Origin of the sequence: Candidatus Palibaumannia cicadellinicola, from assembly GCF_000754265.1 — a bacterium.
Taxonomy (GTDB): Bacteria; Pseudomonadota; Gammaproteobacteria; order Enterobacterales; family Enterobacteriaceae; genus Baumannia; species Baumannia cicadellinicola_B.
The window spans coordinates 113125-135348 of the sequence record NZ_CP008985.1 but is presented as its reverse complement, the minus strand read 5'-3'; the positions used below and the strand labels follow the sequence as shown (position 1 = coordinate 135348).

Annotated in this window: 20 protein-coding genes and 1 pseudogene; 7 read left to right on the top strand and 14 right to left on the bottom strand. The window is 39.1% G+C overall.

What is annotated here, in order from left to right; genetic code table 11:
• Positions 1-80: 80 nt before the first annotated feature.
• Together IM45_RS00615 and gltP are read right to left on the bottom strand one after the other, a co-directional pair.
• Positions 81-506 (bottom strand): MarR family winged helix-turn-helix transcriptional regulator, encoded by a 426-nt coding sequence (locus IM45_RS00615; protein WP_038497951.1) that lies wholly within the window; start codon positions 504-506, stop codon positions 81-83.
• 597 nt (positions 507-1103) lie between these two features.
• Positions 1104-2402, bottom strand: a complete 1299-nt coding sequence (gene gltP, locus IM45_RS00610; RefSeq protein ID WP_038499459.1) for a glutamate/aspartate:proton symporter GltP — start codon at positions 2400-2402, stop codon at positions 1104-1106.
• 685 nt (positions 2403-3087) lie between these two features.
• Here gltP and IM45_RS00605 point away from each other — a divergent pair.
• From IM45_RS00605 to tilS, 6 genes are all read left to right on the top strand, one after another.
• Entirely contained in the window at positions 3088-3534 is a 447-nt protein-coding gene (locus IM45_RS00605) for a single-stranded DNA-binding protein (protein WP_038497946.1), read from the top strand.
• Positions 3535-3623: 89 nt separating this feature from the next.
• Positions 3624-3767, top strand: a complete 144-nt coding sequence (locus IM45_RS03745; RefSeq protein ID WP_158384640.1) for a hypothetical protein — start codon at positions 3624-3626, stop codon at positions 3765-3767.
• Positions 3764-4459, top strand: a complete 696-nt coding sequence (locus IM45_RS00600) for a metal ABC transporter ATP-binding protein (RefSeq protein WP_038497943.1) — start codon at positions 3764-3766, stop codon at positions 4457-4459. Before IM45_RS03745 ends, IM45_RS00600 begins: the two co-directional genes overlap by 4 nt.
• A gap of 11 nt (positions 4460-4470) precedes the next feature.
• Positions 4471-5352, top strand: a complete 882-nt coding sequence (locus IM45_RS00595; protein ID WP_038497940.1) for a metal ABC transporter permease — start codon at positions 4471-4473, stop codon at positions 5350-5352.
• Positions 5353-5829: 477 nt separating this feature from the next.
• The gene (locus IM45_RS00590) at positions 5830-7479 is read left to right on the top strand and encodes a Na+/H+ antiporter (protein WP_038497938.1); all 1650 of its coding nucleotides are present in this window, start codon (positions 5830-5832) and stop codon (positions 7477-7479) included.
• A 100-nt stretch (positions 7480-7579) separates the two neighbouring features.
• Positions 7580-9007: a tRNA lysidine(34) synthetase TilS gene (gene tilS / locus IM45_RS00585; RefSeq protein ID WP_038497935.1), complete on the top strand. Its 1428-nt coding sequence runs from the start codon at positions 7580-7582 to the stop codon at positions 9005-9007.
• On the opposite strand, the gene nadA is transcribed toward tilS, so the two are convergent.
• The 11 genes and pseudogenes from nadA to pgm form a co-directional block, all read right to left on the bottom strand.
• Positions 8988-10040 (bottom strand): quinolinate synthase NadA, encoded by a 1053-nt coding sequence (gene nadA / locus IM45_RS00580; protein ID WP_038497931.1) that lies wholly within the window; start codon positions 10038-10040, stop codon positions 8988-8990. The genes tilS and nadA overlap by 20 nt on opposite strands.
• 149 nt (positions 10041-10189) lie before the next feature.
• On the bottom strand, positions 10190-10867 hold the full coding sequence (gene ybgF, locus IM45_RS00575; protein ID WP_038497928.1) for a tol-pal system protein YbgF: 678 nt from the start codon (positions 10865-10867) through the stop codon (positions 10190-10192).
• Positions 10864-11391 carry a peptidoglycan-associated lipoprotein Pal gene (pal, locus tag IM45_RS00570; protein ID WP_038497923.1) on the bottom strand — a complete coding sequence of 176 codons (528 nt, stop codon included), beginning with the start codon at positions 11389-11391 and terminating at the stop codon, positions 10864-10866. The genes ybgF and pal overlap by 4 nt, the downstream gene beginning before the upstream one ends.
• A gap of 46 nt (positions 11392-11437) precedes the next feature.
• A complete protein-coding gene (gene tolB, locus IM45_RS00565) occupies positions 11438-12742 on the bottom strand; it encodes a Tol-Pal system beta propeller repeat protein TolB (RefSeq protein WP_038497919.1) in 1305 nt (434 codons plus the stop codon).
• A 29-nt stretch (positions 12743-12771) separates the two neighbouring features.
• Positions 12772-13605 carry a cell envelope integrity protein TolA gene (gene tolA / locus IM45_RS00560; RefSeq protein WP_038497916.1) on the bottom strand — a complete coding sequence of 278 codons (834 nt, stop codon included), beginning with the start codon at positions 13603-13605 and terminating at the stop codon, positions 12772-12774.
• 34 nt (positions 13606-13639) lie between these two features.
• Positions 13640-14086 (bottom strand): colicin uptake protein TolR, encoded by a 447-nt coding sequence (gene tolR, locus IM45_RS00555; RefSeq protein ID WP_038497911.1) that lies wholly within the window; start codon positions 14084-14086, stop codon positions 13640-13642.
• A gap of 16 nt (positions 14087-14102) precedes the next feature.
• On the bottom strand, positions 14103-14777 hold the full coding sequence (tolQ, locus tag IM45_RS00550) for a Tol-Pal system protein TolQ (protein WP_420021806.1): 675 nt from the start codon (positions 14775-14777) through the stop codon (positions 14103-14105).
• A 331-nt stretch (positions 14778-15108) separates the two neighbouring features.
• Positions 15109-15485, bottom strand: a pseudogene (locus IM45_RS00545) (succinate--CoA ligase subunit alpha); the annotation flags it as partial.
• Between the two features lie 256 nt (positions 15486-15741).
• On the bottom strand, positions 15742-16488 hold the full coding sequence (locus IM45_RS00540; protein ID WP_038497904.1) for a Nif3-like dinuclear metal center hexameric protein: 747 nt from the start codon (positions 16486-16488) through the stop codon (positions 15742-15744).
• A gap of 24 nt (positions 16489-16512) precedes the next feature.
• Positions 16513-17943, bottom strand: a complete 1431-nt coding sequence (gene phrB / locus IM45_RS00535) for a deoxyribodipyrimidine photo-lyase (RefSeq protein ID WP_038499457.1) — start codon at positions 17941-17943, stop codon at positions 16513-16515.
• Positions 17944-18007: 64 nt separating this feature from the next.
• Positions 18008-19645 (bottom strand): phosphoglucomutase (alpha-D-glucose-1,6-bisphosphate-dependent), encoded by a 1638-nt coding sequence (gene pgm / locus IM45_RS00530; RefSeq protein ID WP_038499454.1) that lies wholly within the window; start codon positions 19643-19645, stop codon positions 18008-18010.
• 259 nt (positions 19646-19904) lie between these two features.
• On the opposite strand from pgm, the gene fldA reads away from it, so the two are divergent.
• Positions 19905-20420, top strand: a complete 516-nt coding sequence (fldA, locus tag IM45_RS00525) for a flavodoxin FldA (protein WP_038497901.1) — start codon at positions 19905-19907, stop codon at positions 20418-20420.
• A 17-nt stretch (positions 20421-20437) separates the two neighbouring features.
• Here fldA and glnS read toward each other — a convergent pair whose 3' ends face one another.
• Entirely contained in the window at positions 20438-22120 is a 1683-nt protein-coding gene (gene glnS, locus IM45_RS00520) for a glutamine--tRNA ligase (protein ID WP_038497898.1), read from the bottom strand.
• Positions 22121-22224 lie beyond the last annotated feature (104 nt).

The window sequence follows — 22224 nt, the reverse complement described above, 5'->3', positions numbered from 1 at the left end:
TTATAGTTCTCTCCTTGTAATTAACTATAACGTCTTACACATCTGATATGTCGGATACTCAATTCCTGATACTGGCCTGACTATTTTTGTTGTGTTTCAAGCAAATGGCACACTTCGTTGAATTTTTCTAGTTGCATTTTGGATAATGGCGCGAACATACGATCTAAGATGACTTGGTGGGTCTGTTCCGCAATACGTAATTTGTCACGACCTTTCTCCGTAATGTAGACATATTTTACTCGGCGATCAGTAGGGCTCTGCTGACGTTGCAGCATCTCTTCTTTCTCTAAAGCATCAAGTACTGTTACTACAGTACGTGATGAGAAGCCCATATAGTTTTTAATATCAGTAGCACTAGTTTTTCCCGTGGTAATCAGATGTAATATCTTCATTTTTGACATTGATAACCCTTCGTTAACTAATTGGCCATTTACTTCTTTTCGTAGACGGTGATAAATCCGTGATAACGATTCTACCATAACTAAAATGTCAGTTGATTTTTCCATGTTTTAATCTCTATATGTTATTTGTCTACTATAAGTTATTCCAAAAACACTTTAAAAATCCGTTGATTTATTACTAACTAATTACTAGAACTAATCCTTGTTAGATTACACTGTATACGCGAATTATACGGGTTCGGAGAATCATTTTAATCAACAATCTGGTTTGTTTTTCGATAACACTATTTTTTAAATAAAAAAAGTGAAGTTGCCTTTTCCTATAGCAATTTGTCGTAGTTTTTATAGATCAAATCTTACTATGAAAAAATACAATTATATGTTGAAGTTAAATCAACTAAATTAGTTGAATAAAAAATAACTGTTAATAAATATGATATATTAGAATATTGAAAATATACACTACAACGAAGAACTAAATGTAATAAATATCATGAAATTTTAATAACATGAAATTTATATTTCACATGAAAGCTCAAAATCTCACATGCTAGATAAAATATTTAGAATATAATCGTAGATTGAGTACGTGATAAATTAGCTTAGTGTTCATATCTAAATTAGTATTATCCTGAACATAAATAATAGCTACGACTACTTTGCTAACATAGTATTTATTATTATTTATACTTTTATATATAGTCAATCTTGACCTATCAGTATCTTTTGTTCATAAGCAAGTGCTTGAATGCTATCATATTGATTTTCCCATTTAGCTATTACTAGTACCGCTAGTGCATTGCCCAATACGTTAAGGGCAGTACGAGCCATATCGAGAATACGATCAACGCCAGCAATAAATGCTAGTCCTTCCAGCGGAATACCCACGCTACCAAGCGTAGCTAATAACACAACAAAAGAGACACCAGGGACACCAGCTATTCCTTTAGAAGTAACCATTAATGTAAGTACCAGTACTATCTCCTTACCAATAGGCAACTCAATACCATACAGTTGTGCGATAAAAATCGCAGCGATACTTTGGTATAATGTAGAACCATCTAGATTCAATGAGTAGCCGGTTGGTACTACAAAACGAGTGATCGCTGCAGGCGCACCATAAGCTTCCATCTTTTCAATAATCAGCGGTAATACGCTTTCCGAACTAGCGGTCGAATAAGCAAGAATCAGCTCTTCTTTTAGAATACGAATCAGTGTCCAAATCCGTAGCTTGCATAACCGTGCCACAGCGCCTAATACACATAGTGCGAAAAATACGATTGTACCATAAACTAATAGTACTAATTTAGCTAAAGGTAGTAGAGAAGCGAAACCAAACATCGCTACTGTTACTGAAATTAGCGCAAATACACCAATCGGCGCATAACCCATAACTATATTAGTAACTTTAAACATGGTCTCTGCCACTGCGTTAAATACATTCAGCAGTGGTTTTTTCTGTTCACCAGGTAATGATGCTAGCCCTAAACCAAAGAGCACTGAGAAAAAAATAATCGGGAGTATGTCTCCTTTATCCATTGATGCAAAAATATTCGATGGAATAAGTGATAATATCGTGCCTACTAGACTGTGAACATTAGACTGTACTTCTAAAGTTGTTTGTTCATATTTAGAAATATCTATCGTGGCTAACGTTGAAATATCTATTGCCTGACCAGGATGAAAAATATTTGCCAAAGTTATTCCAAGAAGAATGGCTAGAGTAGTTATTATCTCAAAATAAAAAATTGTTTTTAAGCCTATGCTACCAAGCTTCTTAGCATCACCAATACCTGCGATACCTATGACTAACGTTGCGATAACAATTGGAACAACGATCATTTTTATCATGCGTATAAAAATCTCTCCGGCCGGAGAAAGGATATTTGTAATCATCCAATCGCGTAAATGATCTTGATCGTGTAAAATTACGCCTAGGATGATGCCCAGAATTAAAGCTAAAAATATTTTCCCGGCTAGTGTAAATTTTAACTGTTTCATAAACATGATTTTTTCCATATTCCATAGTTGGCTCATCATTGTCAGAAGGGTCTCCCTCCTTAATCCGTGTGAGTTCGTTGCCTGCTTCACTAATAGATATATAACTATTATCATGTAAAGTGGGGCGCTCAAACAGCGTTGATAAATTAAATAGCTCAAATCTACTTTTATGTTTTATATTTGACAATATCATTGTATTACATTTATAATAAAATACTTAAAGTTAAGAAAAAATACTTTAAGTATAGATATACAATCTTTAAATCAATAGCGAGAAATTACTACCAAAATAGGTGATGTTATTTTGAAGATGTTATCTAAGTCAGTAATCAAATAGTATTTGTGGATAATATCCTATTCCATAAGCTACTGAACCAAGAAAAATTAAACTTCTAATTAGTAAAATAGTGAAATACCTTTTATACCTATACCTACTAAAGTATTCCTGTTTTCTAAGATTGATAAATTTTTTTAATCTATCTGAAATTTGAAGATAGATAATTTTTATTAATACATACAATAACCTATTAATATTACGCTATAACACACAATTAAAAAGCTAAATCAACATCTAGCGGTAAAGATATCAATAACAAACAATCATTGTTCATTTATTTGAAAGATATGTTTTATTTATAATAAATGTTAAACTAACCCACTAAAATTATCTATTAGGAGATGCTCCATGGCTAGCAGAGGCGTGAACAAAGTGATTCTAGTAGGAAATTTAGGTCAAGACCCAGAAATACGCTACATGCCTAATGGTTGCGCTGTTGCTAATATCAATCTAGCTACATCGGAAAGCTGGCGAGATAAACAGACCGGTGATACCAAAGAAAAAACTGAATGGCATCGCGTAGTACTGTTTGGCAAGCTAGCAGAAGTGACCAGTGAATACCTACGTAAAGGCGCTCAAGTATATATAGAAGGTACTTTACAAACCCGCAAATGGCAAGATCAAAGCGGTCAAGATCGCTACACTACTGAAATCGTAGTTAATGCTGGTGGTACCATGCAGATGCTAGGTAGTCGCCAGAGTGGTTCAACAACACGTTCAAGTTTAATAGAGAATAAACCCACAACATTAAGCAATGAACCAAAAATTGACTTTGATGATGACATTCCCTTCTAAAGCTATCATGATTTTTATTAATAAAAATGTTGCCGGGAGGAACAAAATAAGATACGTTATATCATAACAACAAATTGGCGATTATGTATATGTTGTTCTTTCGTTCTCAACAACACTGTTCGTTAGGTCCGGTAATGCTTATCGCTGCTGCAGGCCTAACACGTATGCTACTGGCACTAACAGCTCTACTGCTACTATGGAAAGCTATTATTTGGTCATCGATGCTACCATGATACGATTACATAACTTGCAGACGGGATATAATGGTAAGAGCATAAGCAAACCGGTAAGCGGTAGATTTGAACGTGGTAGTATGACTGCAATTATTGGTGCTAATGGTAGCGGTAAATCTACTTTACTAAAAACTATTGCTGGACTATTACCTCCAGTAGGAGGACATCTTGATTTCGGTGATCAAAAAACTCGACCGCGTATTGGCTATCTACCGCAGCAAATAGATATAGATCGCCAGTTTCCGCTAAAAGTCTTTGAAGTCGTAGCAATTGGTTGCTGGCCAGCTACGGGCCTACTACGTAGTATTAATACTAAACAGCAAACTCTTATCTGGCAGGCGCTCACTCGAGTAGGATTAAATGATAAAGCACATTGCACTATTTGCTCTCTATCAAATGGACAGTTTCAGCGCATGTTATTTGCTAGGTTGCTGGTGCAACAAGCACCGTTAGTTTTACTAGATGAGCCATTCACAGGTATCGATCAACAGACTTGTAGCCTACTGATTACTTTTGTCCACCAACTACATAAACAAGGGTCAACTATTATAGTTGTGCTACATGACAACATAATAGTTGCAAAACATTTTCCAGCAACACTAATGTTGTCCCAATTAAATTATGCATGGGGACCTTCTGCTGATATTCTTATTAAATTTTTCACTCCTACACCCCTAAGCGTACAACACTAGAGGGTTTAATGATGATAAATCATCTCTTAGATCCTTTTATCTCCTATGGTTTTATGCGTCGCGCATTAGTTGCTTGCTTCGCACTATCTTTTAGTACTACTCCACTAGGAGTTTTTCTCCTGCTACGTCGTATGAGTTTAGTAGGTGATGCCCTTTCCCATGCTATTTTACCAGGTGTAGCAATTGGTTATCTTGTATACGGCATGTCGCGTGTTGCGATGGGAATCGGCGGTTTTATTGCTGGTGTAGTCGTCGCGGTGCTATCTGGTTGGGTTAGTACAATGACTCCATTGAAAGAAGACGCCAGCTTCGCTGGATTTTATCTTGGATCACTTGCGTTAGGTGTAATACTAGTATCGTTACGTGGTTCCAGCGTAGATTTAGAACATTTACTATTTGGTTCTATTCTTAGTATCGATAACAATGCTATCTACTTTATTGGTATTATTGCTAGTATTACTTTTCTGACCTTAGCTTTACTTTATCGTGCACTGGTGGTGGAATCTTTTGATGCAGCTTTTTTGCGTGTGAATTCTACCAAATTTCCGTGTTTTATTCAGTCATTGTTTTTAGCACTAGTAGTGCTGAACTTGGTGACAGGTTTTCAAATTCTTGGTACCATGATGTCTGTGGGTATGATGATATTACCAGCGATAGCAGCATACTGCTGGACAAATTGGTTACCATATATGTTCTGTTTAGCAACGATCATTGGATTAATTTGCTCATGGTGTGGCCTAAGTTGGTCTTTCTATAGCGATATTCCAGCGGGACCTACAATTGTATTAATCGCTAGTATATTCTTTTTGTTCTCCGTATTAGTAGGACCTCGTGGCGGAAAAGCACTGCTTTTCCGCCGGCATAGCGTTATAGTAAGCAAGGAAAAAAAATGAAACTTTTATTTATTTAATTTGCTATTAGCATCTTACTACTACGATAAAGTAATCATTACGTTTAATAGGTATCAAAATACGTAAAACTAAAAATTATTGTTGTAAGTTAGTAAAAAAATAAACTACACTAATAATGCTTTTTATGCGCACCAGATCATAAATACGTTATAGAAATGTAAGTTTCTTGTCGCTCTTAAACTCATTGCTAAAAAAATATGAAAAACGTAGCTAATAGTATAAGTTACACTTCCGCACTAGCCGCCAACTAAAGGTACTTCTTATTCTTATCCTGTAACTCTATTATCCGGAGATGATTTGATAGTTAGCTTTTTAGCTATGAGCTATGCTATGCAACCAATTACTAACGCTACCTTGCGTGAAGAGTGCAGTTCAAGGTAGATTCTAGAAAGCAATAGGTGATCACAGTTTTGAATTTCTGGGAAATTATCTAGATCTATCATCGATACTAAGGAAAGCATGGAAATCTTTTTTACGATTCTGATTCTTACTTTGATCGTTTCCTTGTCCGGGGTCGTAACCCATATCCTGCCATTTCAAATACCGCTACCACTCATGCAAATCGTTTTGGGTGCGCTACTTGCCTGGCCTAAATTTGGTTTACACGTTGATTTTAATCCTGAACTATTCCTAGTACTTTTTATACCTCCCCTATTATTTTCCGACGGTTGGAAGACACCTGCCCGAGACTTTTTACGCCATGGTGGAGAAATCGTATTATTAGCACTAGTCTTAGTGATTATTACTGTAGTAGGTATCGGTTATTTTATCTACTGGATGGTACCTGGGATGTCGCTAGTTGCAGCGCTTGCATTAGCTGCAGTCCTTTCGCCAACAGATGCTGTGGCATTGTCTGGCATTGTTAAAGAAGGACGCATTCCTAAAAAATTGATGAATATTCTACAAGGCGAAGCATTAATGAATGATGCTTCGGGTTTGGTATTGCTCAAGTTTGCCATCGCTGTTGCGATGGGTACTATGGTATTTACTGTTAGTGGTGCATCACTCGAATTTATAAAAGTAGCAGCTGGTGGATTGCTAGCTGGGGTAACCGTAACTTGGGGCTATAGCAAATTACTGCGACTCATCATACGCTGGAGCTGCGATGACTCCGCCACCCAGACTGTCCTGCTACTACTGCTGCCATTCGCAGCTTATTTAATTGCCGAACATGTAGGAGTATCCGGAATACTGGCCGCTGTAGCTTCTGGTATGACTATTGGACAATATGGTAGCCGCAATACGCCGATGGCACTGCGACTACGCGGCAATAGTGTATGGTCTATGCTAGAATTTATCTTTAACGGTATAGTTTTCATAATGCTAGGACTACAATTGCCAGATATACTTGCTACCTCAATTAATCAGGCTAAGTTAGATCCTACTATTCAAACTTGGATGCTCTTCACCGATGTCATTTTTCTTTATGCAGCGTTGATGGTGCTACGTTTTAGTTGGCTGTTGCTAATGAAACGTATTAGTCTACGCTTCATGAAAAAGCGGCCTATGGTATTTGGTGAATACAGTACTAGAGAGATTTTAATAGCTTCTTTTGCTGGCGTGCGCGGTGCCATTACTCTCGCTGGAGTACTATCGATACCGTTGCTGCTTAGTGACGGCACTGCGTTTCCATCTCGTTATCAACTAGTTTTTATTGCCACAGGTGTAATTTTATTTTCTCTCGTATGTTGTGTAATTATTTTACCAATGCTACTACGCGGCATTATGGTTTCCGATAATGCATTATCCCACAAAGAAGAGCAAATGGCCCGTGCAATAGCAGCAGAAGTTGCTATCGAAAGCCTACGTCAAATGGAGTTACAGTTAACTCACTATGAAGAAGATAATGTCGATAGACAAATAGTAAATGAAGTAAGTGTTAGGGTTATTGGTTATTTACGTCGTAGAATTGATGGTCACGCTGATGCGGAAAGTGCAATAAAAATTGAAAATTTGGAGCGGCGTATGTGGCTGAATGCGCTGCGTGCTGAGCGCGGCGAATATTATAATTTACGTGCGCAACAGAAAATAAGTAACGACACCTTAATAAAACTATTACGTGATCTTGATTTGTTAGAAGCTTTATTAGTGGAAAAAAAGCATGAATGAGGTTGAAGTAAATATATATGAAAAGTACTAGCTATATGGAAAGTTTCTAACTTTATTTAATAAATTATTCTTAACGACGATTTATAGCGGATACTACGATATGAAGCCGAAAGTCGATGTACTGCATAGGCTACAACAACAAGTAGCCAAATCTATTGTTGGGCATAGCAGACTACTATTGGCTTTCAGCGGAGGGCTAGACTCCACGGTATTATTGGATATCTTAAAGTCACTGCGCGATGCTAATAATGTGCCGCAGTTATCTCTACGAGCAATACATATTAATCATGGATTAAGTTCGCATGCAGATAAGTGGGTCACGCATTGCGAACAACAATGTAGGGAGCGTGCAATACCTTTTAGCTTTGTTAGGGTGATGCTTGAAACTACACCAGATGGTATTGAGGCCGCAGCGCGTAGCGCGCGTTACCGGGCACTACATGAAGTATTAGTCCCCGGAGAAGTTCTACTAACTGCTCAGCACCAGGATGATCAAGCGGAGACGTTACTTTTAGCACTCAAACGTGGTAGTGGCCCAGCAGGTTTAGCTGCTATGGCTGCTGATAGCTCTTTTGGTTGTCATAGGCTACTGCGTCCACTATTAGCTTGTAGTAGAGCGCAGCTAGCTACGTATGCGGTAGATATTGGTCTGAATTGGATTGAAGATGAGAGTAATCAAAATGATCGCTTCGATCGTAATTTTTTGCGTCTACATATTCTTATACCACTGCAGCAACGTTGGCCTCAATTTAGTCAAGCAGCTACGCGTAGCGCACAGTTATGCAGGGAACAAGAAAATCTTTTAGATGAACTTTTAAAGGAAACGTTAGCTACACTTGTGATGTCCGATGGTGCACTGCAACTAACGCCGCTTTTTCCAATGAACCATCTTAGGCGTGGTGCGCTGCTACGGCGCTGGTTGGCATCTCAAGGTGCTAGGATGCCATCACGCCAACAACTAGCCCATATTTGGCAGGAGGTAGCGCTCAGCCGCCGCGGTGCTGCGCCACAATTTGTGATTGGTGATAAACTGCTGCGTCGTTTTCGTAATCGGCTCTATTTGCTATCTGCGCAAATATTAGCTCAGCCGAAAGTAGAAGTATTACTATGGCCAGTTTCTGCAACACAATTGTTATTGCCACAAAATATAGGATTATTAATCCTGCAACTAACTGATTCGGTTATATCAGTATCCAATAATCCTAGTGTAGCAAATAAATCGGTTAGTATTATTCGTGCCCCACAGCCAGATGAACGAGTGTCAGTACGCTTTGGTAAAGTTAATGGATTGCTACGTATCGTAGGTAAGCGTCATGGTCGTACACTACAAAAAATATGGCAAGAGCTTGCGGTCCCGCCATGGCAGCGCGGGCGCATACCATTGCTTTTCTATAATCAAACACTCATAACTGCGCCTGGTCTGTTCATTACATGGGATGGAGAGGTACAAAACAATTGCACACAATGGTGTTTACATTGGCTTTCTTCCTCTTATCTACGAAATGAAGTTAACAACGTTGAAGTTTAAGGTCGGCCGCAAATGACAACATTCTATTAAGTGGTACAATAGCCCGCTTACGTACTACTTCGTCAATCTGCACCTGATGATGTATACTGCTTCCCGTCAATCCTTGAGCAAGAGCCTTAAGGTTATTCATCGCCATCCACGGACAGTGGGCACAACTACGGCAGGTTGCGCCTTCTCCAGCTGTAGGAGCGGCTAGTAGTATTTTATCTGGACAAACCTGCTGCATTTTATAAAAAATACCACGATCGGTGGCGATAATAATAGTTTTGTGTGGCATTGTTTTTGCTGCCTGAATCAGCTGACTTGTTGATCCAACAACATCTGCAAGTTCTACTATAGCTTGCGGAGACTCTGGATGAACCAAAACAGCAGCCTCGGGATATAACTCTTTCATTTTCTGTAATGCCTGTGTTTTGAATTCATCATGGACTATACAAGCACTTTGCCAGCAGAGAATATCTGCACCTGTCTTCTGCTGTACATAACGTCCTAGATGACGATCTGGCGCCCAGATAATTTTCTTCCCTAAGCTATCGAGATAGTCGATAAGTTCTACCGCAATACTAGAAGTAACCACCCAGTCAGCACGAGCTTTCACTGCTGCTGAAGTATTAGCATAGACCACGACCGTGCGTTCCGGGTGTGCATCACAGAATGCACTGAATGCTTCATGTGGACAACCAAGATCTAGAGAACATTCTGCTTCAAGCGTGGGCATCAGAACTGTTTTTTCTGGGCTTAGAATTTTTGCTGTCTCGCCCATAAAGCGCACGCCTGCAACTAATAATGTGGTAGCAGGGTAGTGACTACCAAACCGTGCCATTTCTAGCGAATCAGCCACACAGCCGCCGGTTCTCTCAGCTAAAGCCTGGATTTCAGGATCAGTATAGTAATGCGCAACAATAACAGCATTACGCACTAGTAATTGGTTTCTAATACTATCTACCAAAGTCACTTTTTCTTCAGCAGTAAGTAGTACTGGTTTAGGCGGAAAAGGATAAAAATTAGCGTTGATATCGAGTAGTTTACTCATGACTATTCTCTCAGACTGCTTTGAAAAGTTCACTATGCTTATGCTAAACAAAATACGCAAAAATTTTTCTAGTGTCGCGTTTATTTTTAGCCTATAGGGCATAACATATTTGGTAAAAGCATCTACTATCACGCTAGCATTGGTTTAGGTTACAGTTTTGCTAGATATTTTTGCGCCTGCTTAGCAGCGTCAGTGCTCGGATAGAGTTTACAGACGTTATGATAAACTGCTTTAGCGTTATCTTTTTTACCTTGATCTTGCATTATCACGCCTATTTTTAGTAGAGCATCCGGTGCTTTCGGCGACATAGGAGAATTTTTCATAACCAGGGCAAAATAATATGCCGCTTCTTCTTTTCTACTATGATTATAATTAAGCTGTCCTAGCCAATAGTTAGCATTAGGTAAATAATTAGAATCAGGATAATTTTTGATAAAACTTTGGAAGGCATGATACGCTAGATCATACGATTGATTATGTAAAACAAAAGCGACAGCGGCGTTATAATCTGTGTCAGCATTACTACTACTCTTCACCGGAAGATAATCTCTACATTGAATGCTAAGATGATCTAACTTATATTCATTTTCCTGAATCTGACCGCGAAGAACATCGATATCGTGCTGGTTCTCAGCAAGCTGCTGCTGAAGTTGGTTTAATAGCTGGCTGTGCACATTAGAAATCTGCTCTAGTTGCACTACTAGGTTTTTAGATCTCGAGCCTATATCACTTACTGGTGCCATAACTGCAGTAGATCTGGAAGGAGTTACGCTCATTAGTATCAGTAATATAAAACCGATTAAATGAATACTCATATTATGTATTATGATCTAAGTGAGTATACTAGTATAGCACGACGGTTTTTGGCATATGCAGCTTCGTAGTGACCAAATACAGCTGGTTTTGCTTTACCGTAAGATAAAATCATGATTTGTTCTGGTAATACGCCTTTACTTTGAAGATACATCTTTACCGCATTAGCGCGACGTTCTCCCAAAACAATATTGTACTCCGGTGTACCACGTTCATCTGCATGACCTTCTATAGTAACTTTTTCAGATGGGTTGCTACGTAAAAAGTTTGCGTGTCCATCTAACATTTTAACGAAATTCAAGTTAATATCGTACTTATCTAGAGCGAAATAAATGATGTTGTTTTGTAGGAATTCTGGTATTTGTAAATAATATTGCTCATCATAGGATGTATTATGATTCTTAATTTTCCGCTCATCCCCAGTCTCTGCTCGAGATTTTTCTAAATTTTGATGAGCTTTATAATGATCAGAACATCCAGCTAGGATGATGATCCATACAGAAAAAAGAATTGTTTTTAGTAATTGTTCTCGTTGCATTTCAGATTCCTTTTATCATTTAGATACTTATTTTACTTGACATATATTATAGATATGGTGACCAGGCCGGACATGTAACTAGTCCATCGGTTGCTAAAATACGTGCTTTAAAACTTCCATCAGTCGATACTAGCTGTAAAAAAGAACCTAATGCTTGTGAAGCACTATAACTATAAATAATCATGGTTCCATTGGGAGCTATGCTAGGCGTCTCATCTAGAAAAGTATCTGTTAATACTTGCACGTCTCCGGTCACTAGATTCAGTTTTGCGATATGTTGTACACCGTTATTATTGCTGTTGACCATAACGATAAATTTACCATCAGTACTAACATTTGCATCCTGATTCTTTGATCCTTCCCAGGATAAGCGTTGCGCATGACCTCCATTAAGATCGATTTTATATACTTGTGGATTACCACCTTGATCTGATGTATACGCAATGGTATGGTTATCTGGGAACCAGCTTGGTTCAGTGTTATTACTACGTCCATCCGTTACCTGATTAATCTGACCGGAAGTAAGATCCATAACATATAAGTTAAGACTACCTGTTTTTGATAAGGCAAATGCGAGTTTGCTGCCATCTGGTGAGAAAGCAGGGGCACCATTATGTTGCGGGAAGCTAGTAATTTGACGGATAACTCCACTCTCCAACGTCTGTATTACTAACGAGGAACAGCCGTTTTCAAATGTAACGTAAGCCAACTTGTGGCCATTTGGAAACCAGGCAGGTGACATCAGCGGCTCTGAGGAACGATGTACTAAGGTCTGATAGTGCCCGTCATAATCTGCGATACGTAGCTCATAAGGATACGTACATTCGCCATTTATATGTACTACGTAAGCAATACGTGTACGAAACACTCCTTTTATCCCAGTAAGTTTCTCAAAAATTTCATCGCTAGCCGTATGCGCGGCATAACGCAGCCATCTTTTTGCTACCTTGTAATGATTTTGCGATAGTATTACCCCGGTGTTCCCCGATGTATCCATCAGCTGATAATACACCACATAGTTATCATCTGCACTAGGCTCTACTTGCCCCACTATTACCACATCAATCCCAAGAGCCATCCATGCTTGTGCTATTACTTCTGAGGATATAGTAGGCTGTTGTGGCATACGTGATTTTGCTATGGGATTAAATTTTCCGCTATGACGCAAGTCATCTGAAATAATCCCACTTATATCTTCCGGCGCAGGGCCTAGACCGCACCATTTAAACGGCACTACACCAATAGGGCGTGCCGAATCTACCCCTTTAGTTATCTCGATACGTACTTCAGCATATAGTACGGAAGACCATAAAAGGAAGATACTTAACGCTACTAGAAAGGTTTGCTTCATTCATTCTCCCAAACAAACGCTAATCTCATTTACTGAGGTGAAAATACAATAGTAGCAGTTTTAACTCTTTCATAGACCTGCATGGTAGGAGGCTTAGGAAGCCTTGCAAGTTTTGCTGCTAACACGGCAGCTTGGCACAACTCAGGATCACCTTTGCTGGTTGTAATAGAAATTAGCATGCCATCTGATGCCAGATTAATATGTAGATCACAAGTTTTCCCGCTGAAACGACCTGTATCATAAAATTTTTTGCTGATTGCCTGACTAACCATAGTTTTATAAGCATTGATATCAACATCGCTATGACTAGTCTTATTGACCTTATTTGGTTTGCTAAACGTAGGCATATTTTTAGCGTTTATTAGATCATCTAGTAGATTATCTACATTGCTATGACTAGTCTTATTGACCTTATTTGGTTTGCTAAACGTAGACACATTTTTAGCGTTTGTTAGATCATCTAGTAGATTCTCTACCTCAAGAGATTGTTTAGCCGCCTCATGAGTACCTTTTTTATTCAAGTGATTTTTCTTATCTATGGTAGAATGCTCTGTTTTTTCTGAGCCTTTTCCTATTACATCTTTAAATGTTTTTTGCTGGTAACGCATCTGTTTGGTTATTCTTTTTTTTGCGATTGGTTTTTGCCGCTCGACTTGCTGCTGTACTTGTTTATCTTTTTCATGATGTTGCTGCACTACTTGTTTCGGTTCAACTAATATCGCTTTCATAGCCACGAGACCGCAGTTAGTTTCTGGCGGTTGATAAAGAGAACTCCAGATCAGCGCCACGATTAGAATGCCGTGTAGCGTAATCGACAGAAGAATAGCAGGTTGTAATTTGTTATTTTGTGTTATAATATTCAATACAGTTTATTCTCAAACTAATAAAAAGCTCGCTTTAAGAACTAACAGTAGTCATACTCGGTTGTGTCATCAATCCAACAGATTTGACACCAGCCTGATGTAATAAGTTTAGCGCCTTAATTATTTCATCATAAGGAACTTCCTTCGCTCCGCCTATCAAAAAAATAGTTTTAGGATTAGTAGTGATTAGAGTTTGTACCTCTAAAATTACCTGTTTAGCGGACTGTTGTTTTTTACGAGTATGAGCAATAACTAAATTATATTGGTTAACACCATTAACCTCCACAATAACGGGCGGAATATCATCGCTAGTCATGGTCTTGGAGTTAGTTGCCTCAGGCAAATTTACTTCAACGCTTTGTGTTATCATCGGCACTGTAGCCATCAAAACTAACACTAGTACCAACAAAACATCGAGGAGAGGTACAAGATTAATATCAACGTTAATTTCTCTGCGTACCCGTCTTCTATTGATCTTCATATTCCTTATCTTAGTTTTAAGTGCTATTGCTAGTAAAAGCCTGACGAGACAATATGGTAATTAATTCTTCAGTAAAGTTATCGTAGTTCTGTTCAAGCTCATTGACACGCTGGCTTAGTCGGTTGAATGCCATGACCGCCGGAATAGCGACGAACAGACCAATAGCTGTTGCAATTAGCGCTTCTGCAATACTTGGTGCTACCATCTGTAGTGTAGCTTGTTTTACCGCTCCTAAGCCAATAAAGGCATGCATGATCCCCCAAACTGTACCTAATAGACCAATATAGGGGCTTATAGAACCTACATTTCCCAAAAATGAAAGATTTTTTTCTAGAGCTTCTAGTTCTCGATTCATCGAGATGCGCATGGCACGCGATGCGCCCTCCACTACTGCAGTGGGGAATCGGTGTTTAGCACTATGAAGCCGGGCAAACTCCTTAAATCCCGCGTAGAAAATTTGTTCTGAGCTGCCTAGATTATCGCTACGTACTTCACTCTCTTGATAAAGTCGAGATAATTCGATACCAGACCAGAATTTATCTTCAAATGCTTCCATTTCGCGGTAGGCGGTGTTAATTATACAGGTACGCTGGATGATAATAGCCCAGGATGTGATAGAAAAGCATATCAAAACTAACAATATTAATTTCACTAGAAAACTAGCGGTAAGAAAAAAAGCAAAAAGATTAATATTAATCACTGCTTGAACTCCGCGATTACAATAGACTTTAGTTTGCTACAGATAGAGACAGACTTGAAAAATATCTATCTGTGTTAAATAAAATCAGACGAGCCGCGGATAAATAATCGACCACGCTGCCACTATACCCTAACCTACTTATTGATCTGAATTTTATTCGCTATGACTAGTTTTTACGATCTGTATATATGATTTTATCATCTAAGGAAAGCAAAAAACACTATACTTACTATACGCAAGAGATATGTTGTTGTGAATGGGCTTCGTAGTAGCGAAAGTAAATATTTTTTAGCGTGTAACGGTCCGAATCAAAATGAAACTTTCAGCGAGTATTTTTATTAGATAGGGTACTGTTCAGTACCTTGCCAATATCAGCTAGGTTGCGTACTGTCTTGATACCTACAGCTTCTAGCATAGATAATTTGTCTGCAGCAGCAGTGCAGTGCCTTGACCTCCTGTAATAATGGCACCCATGTGACCCATACGCTTACCTTCAACTGGTTTGGTCATGCATGTGATTTTTAATTTTCTGCTGATCTTGTTCAAAAAGTTACCGACACCACTAGACTGGCCTAGACTAGTATCGTTAGTTTGTATAACCGCTTCGTAGGTTAGGCTACCTAAACGAGAAACTATGCCTACTCGACCTGGCTGATGAATACTGCCAGGCATAATGCCTATTTTGCATTCACCCGGCGTCTTGGAACATAGCTCAGCAAGTTTAATACTAATTAAGTATACTACTGATGCATAATTGCGTATATTTCTGACTAGTTTTAGTTGAGCGGTATATGTATTTTATGGAAGTTAAAAGCATAGTGCTGCTAATATTAACTAAAATCAAATGATTTATTTTTAATAGAATGTTTATCTTGATTATTATCAAACTATAGAGCAGGACTTGAAGTTCTAAGGTTAACGGATAGAAAGCAATCGTATGATGACTATATTAAAATCAAACCGGATTAGTAATATCGATTAAAGTAATATTTAAATCATATTCTTTAGCTAACCATTCGCCTAGGGCGTTAATACCTCCTAGTTCGGTAGCATGATGTCCAGCTGCATAAAAATGCAGCCCCATTTCTCGGGCTATATGAATAGTTTGCTCAGATACTTCACCGCTGATAAAAGCATTCATACCTGCGCGCGCAGCCAACTCTATAAACTCCTGACCTCCACCAGAGCACCACGCCAACCGCTTGATATTTATTGGAGCATTTTCACTATAATGCAGCACGGTACGCGCCATAGTTTGTTCGAGCCTCTGGTGGAGTAGATTGCTATTGAGTGGTATAGCAAACTCTCCTTGCGGTACTAAAGGTGATAGTAACATACCGGTTACTGTGATTCCAAGTTTTACCGCTAACTGAGCATTATTGCCTAATTCTGAGTGGACATCTAGCGGAAGATGCCATGCATAGAGATTAATATTGTTTGCCAGCAAAGTTTTTAGACGCTGACGTTTCATACCATTGATAACTAATGATTCATTTTTCCAAAAGTATCCATGGTGTACAATGACGGCGTCAGCCTGCTGTGCTAGCGCTGCGTCTAGTAACTTCTGGCAGGCTGTAACGCCTGTGACAATACGTTTCACATCCCGACAACCCTCAACTTGTAGGCCATTAGGTGCATAATCATGTAGTAATTCACTGTTAAGTTTCTTATTAATGATCTGTTCTAGTTCTGTGTTGCGCATAGATAATTATCTCGTTTTGACTTCTCACTTTCGTACCTTAGCAGCCGCTTTATAAACTGTTAGTGTTAGTTTACGTGCTTTACTATGATCTACTATGGGCTGTGGATAATTTAATGTAATGTTTTGTGCTTTTAGCCAATTGTGAGGTTGATGTAAATAGTTATCTGGTACCACCTTTAGCTCTGGTAGCCATTGTCGGATAAAAGTACCGTGAGTATCAAATAATTTACCCTGAAGCGTAGGATTAAATATACGAAAATAGGGCGCGGCATCAAAACCAGTCGATGCTACCCACTGCCATCCGCCATTATTAGAGGCGAAATCACCGTCGATTAGTTGTGACATAAAATAGCGCTCTCCCTGACGCCAGTCTATTAAAAGATCTTTTACTAGAAAGCTAGCGGTAATCATACGTAACCTATTATTGATCCATCCGCTTACCGCTAATTGTCGCATTGCTGCGTCGATAATCGGATAACCAGTGCGCCCCTCGCACCAGGCACTAAAGAGTACGTCGTCCTGTTGCCAGGTAATGTACTGAGTCCAGGATATAAAAGGTTGATGTCTACATAGACTAGGGTAAGCAACCATCATATGACGATAAAAATCACGCCATATTAGTTGATTTAACCAGATAAAAGCGCCACTTTTATTTTGCGTCAGTACCAGCGGGTATCTCTCCCGTAACTTCTGATAACATTGTCGTGGAGACAAGACTCCAATCGTTAACCAGGCCGATAGTCTGCTAGTTGCATCTACCGCTGGAATATCGCGGTTGTAACGATAGTACTGAATTTTCTGATCACAAAAGGTGCGCAGCTGGGACATACTTGCTATTTCTCCAATTAAATAGTTGTCTCCTAGCTGCATACGTGGATAAGAGAATGGGACGATCCTTGATGGAACCGGTACTGGCTGTCCCTGCCGTACAGCTGGTGCCGGCAAACATGCTAGTTCGCTTTCCTGTAATTTATGTAGGAAAGCATTACGAAATGAGGTGTAAACTTGAAACATTTCTTTATTTCTAGTTTGGACACTGCCTGGAGGTAGCAAAACGCTATCATCGAAACCTTGACACAATATTTGTTTCGGCATCCGTCTTTCTAGTGCCTGGTCGCGCTCACGTTCATTTAGTTCATACTCATAATTATAAAATAGTTTGTTAACTTTTTCACGTTTACAAAAATTCAACAGCCAGTCTATTTGTTCAGCAAAGTCTGCGCATTGATGATAGTGAAGTGCTATCCTCCGTAGAAATAACTCTTGGGCTAATTGGTACAAATGGTCAAAAATAAAAGCAGCTTGACGTTGACTCATATTATGTTTATGCCATTGCTTAGGAGTAGCGATAAACACGGTTAATACTCGAGCCACAGGATCTTCACAAGCTGCATATAACGCCTTATTATCATGTATACGCAAATCTTTGCGCAACCATACCAGAGAAGTATTCATAAAACGTATAGTATAATTACGGAAAATACTTTGACTACAGCTATCCAGGGGTAGAAGAGTAAAACTACCCAAATATATTGCTAATAACCTCTAGTGCCTCTGTTTCAATTTGTTTTCTGTGTGATGCGCCCAAGAAGCTCTCGCAGTAAATTTTGTACATTGCTTCAGTACCTGACGGACGTGCAGCAAACCAGCCGTTTTTAGTTATCACTTTCAGGCCACCGATAGGTTCACCATTGCCAGGGGCAGCGGTCATGAGTGCCGTGATTAGATCACCAGCTAGCGTATTAACTTTAATATGTTCAGACGATAGTTGACCTAGAAGAGTTTTCTGCATATGGGTAGCCGGTACTTCTATTCTATTATAACTAGTGATACCAAAGCGTTGTACTAGCTCATAATAATGCTGCTGTGGATTTTTTCCAGTAACAGCAGTGATTTCTGCAGCTAGTAGGCACATGATGATACCATCTTTATCCGTAGACCAGGGTTGACCATTAAACTTCAGAAAAGAAGCACCAGCACTTTCTTCACCGCAAAAGCCAAGCATACTATCGAATAATCCATTTACAAACCACTTAAAACCTACTGGAACTTCTACTAGACGGCGGCTAAGACTTCCGACAATTCGATTAATTATTGTACTTGACACTATGGTTTTACCCACCCCTACATCAGTATTCCACTGTGGTCTATGCTGGTATAAATAATTAATAGCTACTGCTAAAAAGTGATTTGGATTCATTAATCCTGCTGGTGTCACGATGCCATGCCGGTCATAATCAGGATCGTTAGCGAACGCTAAATCGAATTGTTCGCGCAACATGATTAGACCAGTCATGGCAGCTGCTGACGAGCAATCCATACGAATTATACCATCATAATCTAGGTGCATAAAGCTAAATGTTTGGTCTACTTCTGCGTTAACTAATGTCAAATTTAACTCATAATATTGTGCAATACGCTCCCAATAGGCGATACCAGAGCCACCAATAGTATCGACACCAATTTTTAGTCTAGCATTCTTAATAGCTTGGATATCGACTACGCTGGCCAAGTTTTCGACATAACTATTCACAAAATCCTGGAAGTGGATATAACCACTCTGCCAGGCTTTATTGAACGTTAAGCGTTGCACACCACGTAAGTTATTAGTTAGTAGGACGTTGGCACGCTTCTCTATCATTTGTGTAACTTTGGTATCTGCTGGTCCACCGTGAGGTGGATTATATTTGATACCGCCATATTCTGGCGGGTTGTGCGATGGTGTTAGAACGAGGCCGTCGGCCTGATGATCCTCTATGCGGTTATGTGTGATAATGGCGTTAGAAATTACCGGCGTAGGGGTATAACCATTATCATTCTGTACTATAATTTCTACTCTATTAGCTGTCAGAACTTCTAAGACAGAAATAAAAGCTAGCTCTGAAAGCGCATGGGTATCTTTACCTATATAACAAGGTCCGGTAATTTTTTGGTTCGTGCGGTATTCTACAATAGCTTGACTAATCGCTAGAATATGAGCTTCGTTGAAACTATAGCGGCCTGCAGTACCACGATGTCCAGACGTACCGAACTTAATAGCTTGGGCACTGTTGCCCGACTCTGGCTGAAGTGTATAATACTGAGAAGTTAATTGGCCTATATTAATTAAATCACACTGGTTAGTAGGATATCCAGCACGTGGATGATGATTAGCCATTAGCATTTTGACCTTGCGGGTTAATGAATTAAAGTTCAATATTATCTATTTTGGTTAGGAACTGTCTTATTTTAGCTTTTGATCACAGTTGCTATATATTATTGATACTAGAGGTAATAAAAAATCGTCAACGATACAGTCAGCCATATAGTATCATTTATCGTTAAATATATACTATAGATATAGTATTAGCGCGCAGCTATTATCTATGTATTTCTATTTTGAATGAATTACAAAACATTAAGAGGTTATTATATTCATGGCGCGAGTAGGTATTTTTTTTGGTAGTGACACTGGCAATACAGAAAATGTTGCTCAGATGATTCAGAAGCAGTTTGGTACAGATATTGCTGATTTATTTGACATTGCAAGAAGCAATCAAGAAGATTTAGAGCAGTATGAGCTACTGCTGTTTGGTATATCAACTTGGTACTACGGAGAAGCACAATGTGACTGGGACGATTTCTTGCCGACTATGAAGAAAATAGATTTCTCAGGAAAATCAGTCGCGTTATTTGGCTGCGGTGACCAGGAAGATTATACTGAGTACTTTTGTGACGCGTTGGGCATCCTCCGCGATATTATCGAACCACATGGCGCCACCCTAGTTGGATCGTGGTCCACCGCAAGCTATCATTTTCAAGCTTCGAAAGCACTCGCTAATGACGATCACTTTATAGGTTTAGCTATCGATGAAGACCGTCAACCAGAATTAACGACTGATAGAGTTACAAGTTGGGTCAAGCAGGTGCGATGTGAGTGGCATATAGACTAATTTTACTGACTACTACCTCAGAGCTCAACCTTTGCTAACCAAGTATCACGCAGTCTTACAATACGGTTAAAAACTAGTCGCGATTTACTAAATTGGCTACATTGGTGACTATCAGTACAGAAATATCCCTCACGCTCAAACTGATAGGATTCCCCTACTTTAGTAGTTAGTAGGCTAGCTTCAACGACTCCTTGGCGAATAACTAACGATTTATGATTTAGGTTTACCCTAAAATCTTCTGCAGTTACTGGATTAGGTAATGTGAATAGCTTATCGTATAGCCGGAACGATGCTACGATACAGTGGGTAGCTGAAACCCAGTGAATTACACCTTTTACTTTACGGTTATCGGCTGGTACTTTATTTAAAGTATGTGGATCATAACGACAATAAATAATAACAATTTCACCTTGTTCATTTTTTTCAACACGCTCAGCTTTAATCACATATGCATAACGTAGGCGTACTTCTTTACCAAGTACCAGGCGTTTATATTGCTTCTGATAATTAATTTCACTAAAATCGGCACGATCAATATATATTTCGCGGCTTAAAGTCACCTGACGTATACCCATCTCTGGTTTATTGGGATGGTTCGGCATAGCTATTTTTTCCTGATAGCCGACTGGCAAATTATCGATAATCACTTTAACTGGATCTATCACAGCCATAATACGCGGCGCGCTTTCATTCAACTCTTCGCGAATGCAGGCTTCCAGAGCTGCGATTTGGACATTATTATCCTGCTTTGTAACACCGATACGGTGACAAAATTCTCGAATTGATGCTGCAGTATAGCCTCTACGTCGCAAACCGGCAATGGTGGGCATACGCGGGTCGTCCCAGCATTCAACAATATTGTCGCTGACAAGCAGATGTAATTTACGTTTAGACATTATTGTATATTCGATATTAAGCCTAGAAAACTCATACTGGCGCGGGTGGACATCGATACTAATGTTATTAAGAATCCAATCATAAAGACGGCGGTTATCTTGAAATTCAAGGGTGCATAAAGAATGCGTGATTCCTTCCAGAGCATCACAAATGCAATGGCTAAAATCGTACATAGGATAAATACACCACTTGGTTCCCGTCCTGTGATGATCAGTAAATTTTATGCGATAGAGCACTGGATCACGCATCACGATAAACGGCGATTCCATATCAATCTTAGCCCGCAAGCAGGCACTACCTTCCATAAATTCTCCACGACGCATTTTTGCGAACAGCACCAAGTTATCATCAACACTACGATTGCGGTAAGGACTATTTATTCCGAGTTTCGTCAAAGTGCCGCGATATTCGCGTATTTCATCTGAAGATAGATGGTCAACGTAGGCTAGGCTTTTACTAATCAGTTCTCGTGCATAGTCGTATAATTGATCAAAATAGTCTGAGGAATAATGAATGTCACCACTCCATTTAAATCCCAACCAGAGTATGTCGTTTTTAATCGATTCAATGAATTCTATATATTCTTTGACCGGATTAGTATCATCAAATCTTAAATTACACTGCCCCTGATAATTTTCGGCAAGACCAAAGTTTAGGCAAATAGATTTAGCATGTCCTATATGTAAGTAACCATTGGGCTCAGGAGGAAAACGAGTATGCACCGAAGTATACTTACCTAACGCTAGATCTTGGTTAATAATCTTAATTATAAAGTTATTTAAATAAGCTGGAGCTTTACTCATGTTGATATTCCTCATGATGTCTCATGTTTATATATTTCTTAATAAGCAACATAAATATTAGTAGTAATTATGACTAATTGAGTATACCAGATAATATAGTGTAG

Bases quoted from the DNA above. Each gene is read 5' to 3' on its own strand.
- IM45_RS00615 (WP_038497951.1), bottom strand. From the start codon at position 506: ATGGAAAAATCAACTGACATTTTAGTTATGGTAGAATCGTTATCACGG.
- gltP (WP_038499459.1), bottom strand. From the start codon at position 2,402: ATGAAACAGTTAAAATTTACACTAGCCGGGAAAATATTTTTAGCTTTA.
- IM45_RS00605 (WP_038497946.1), top strand. From the start codon at position 3,088: ATGGCTAGCAGAGGCGTGAACAAAGTGATTCTAGTAGGAAATTTAGGT.
- IM45_RS03745 (WP_158384640.1), top strand. From the start codon at position 3,624: ATGTTGTTCTTTCGTTCTCAACAACACTGTTCGTTAGGTCCGGTAATG.
- IM45_RS00600 (WP_038497943.1), top strand. From the start codon at position 3,764: ATGATACGATTACATAACTTGCAGACGGGATATAATGGTAAGAGCATA.
- IM45_RS00595 (WP_038497940.1), top strand. From the start codon at position 4,471: ATGATAAATCATCTCTTAGATCCTTTTATCTCCTATGGTTTTATGCGT.
- IM45_RS00590 (WP_038497938.1), top strand. From the start codon at position 5,830: ATGGAAATCTTTTTTACGATTCTGATTCTTACTTTGATCGTTTCCTTG.
- tilS (WP_038497935.1), top strand. From the start codon at position 7,580: ATGAAGCCGAAAGTCGATGTACTGCATAGGCTACAACAACAAGTAGCC.
- nadA (WP_038497931.1), bottom strand. From the start codon at position 10,040: ATGAGTAAACTACTCGATATCAACGCTAATTTTTATCCTTTTCCGCCT.
- pal (WP_038497923.1), bottom strand. From the start codon at position 11,391: ATGCAACGAGAACAATTACTAAAAACAATTCTTTTTTCTGTATGGATC.
- tolB (WP_038497919.1), bottom strand. From the start codon at position 12,742: ATGAAGCAAACCTTTCTAGTAGCGTTAAGTATCTTCCTTTTATGGTCT.
- tolR (WP_038497911.1), bottom strand. From the start codon at position 14,086: ATGAAGATCAATAGAAGACGGGTACGCAGAGAAATTAACGTTGATATT.
- IM45_RS00540 (WP_038497904.1), bottom strand. From the start codon at position 16,488: ATGCGCAACACAGAACTAGAACAGATCATTAATAAGAAACTTAACAGT.
- phrB (WP_038499457.1), bottom strand. From the start codon at position 17,943: ATGAATACTTCTCTGGTATGGTTGCGCAAAGATTTGCGTATACATGAT.
- pgm (WP_038499454.1), bottom strand. From the start codon at position 19,645: ATGGCTAATCATCATCCACGTGCTGGATATCCTACTAACCAGTGTGAT.
- fldA (WP_038497901.1), top strand. From the start codon at position 19,905: ATGGCGCGAGTAGGTATTTTTTTTGGTAGTGACACTGGCAATACAGAA.
- glnS (WP_038497898.1), bottom strand. From the start codon at position 22,120: ATGAGTAAAGCTCCAGCTTATTTAAATAACTTTATAATTAAGATTATT.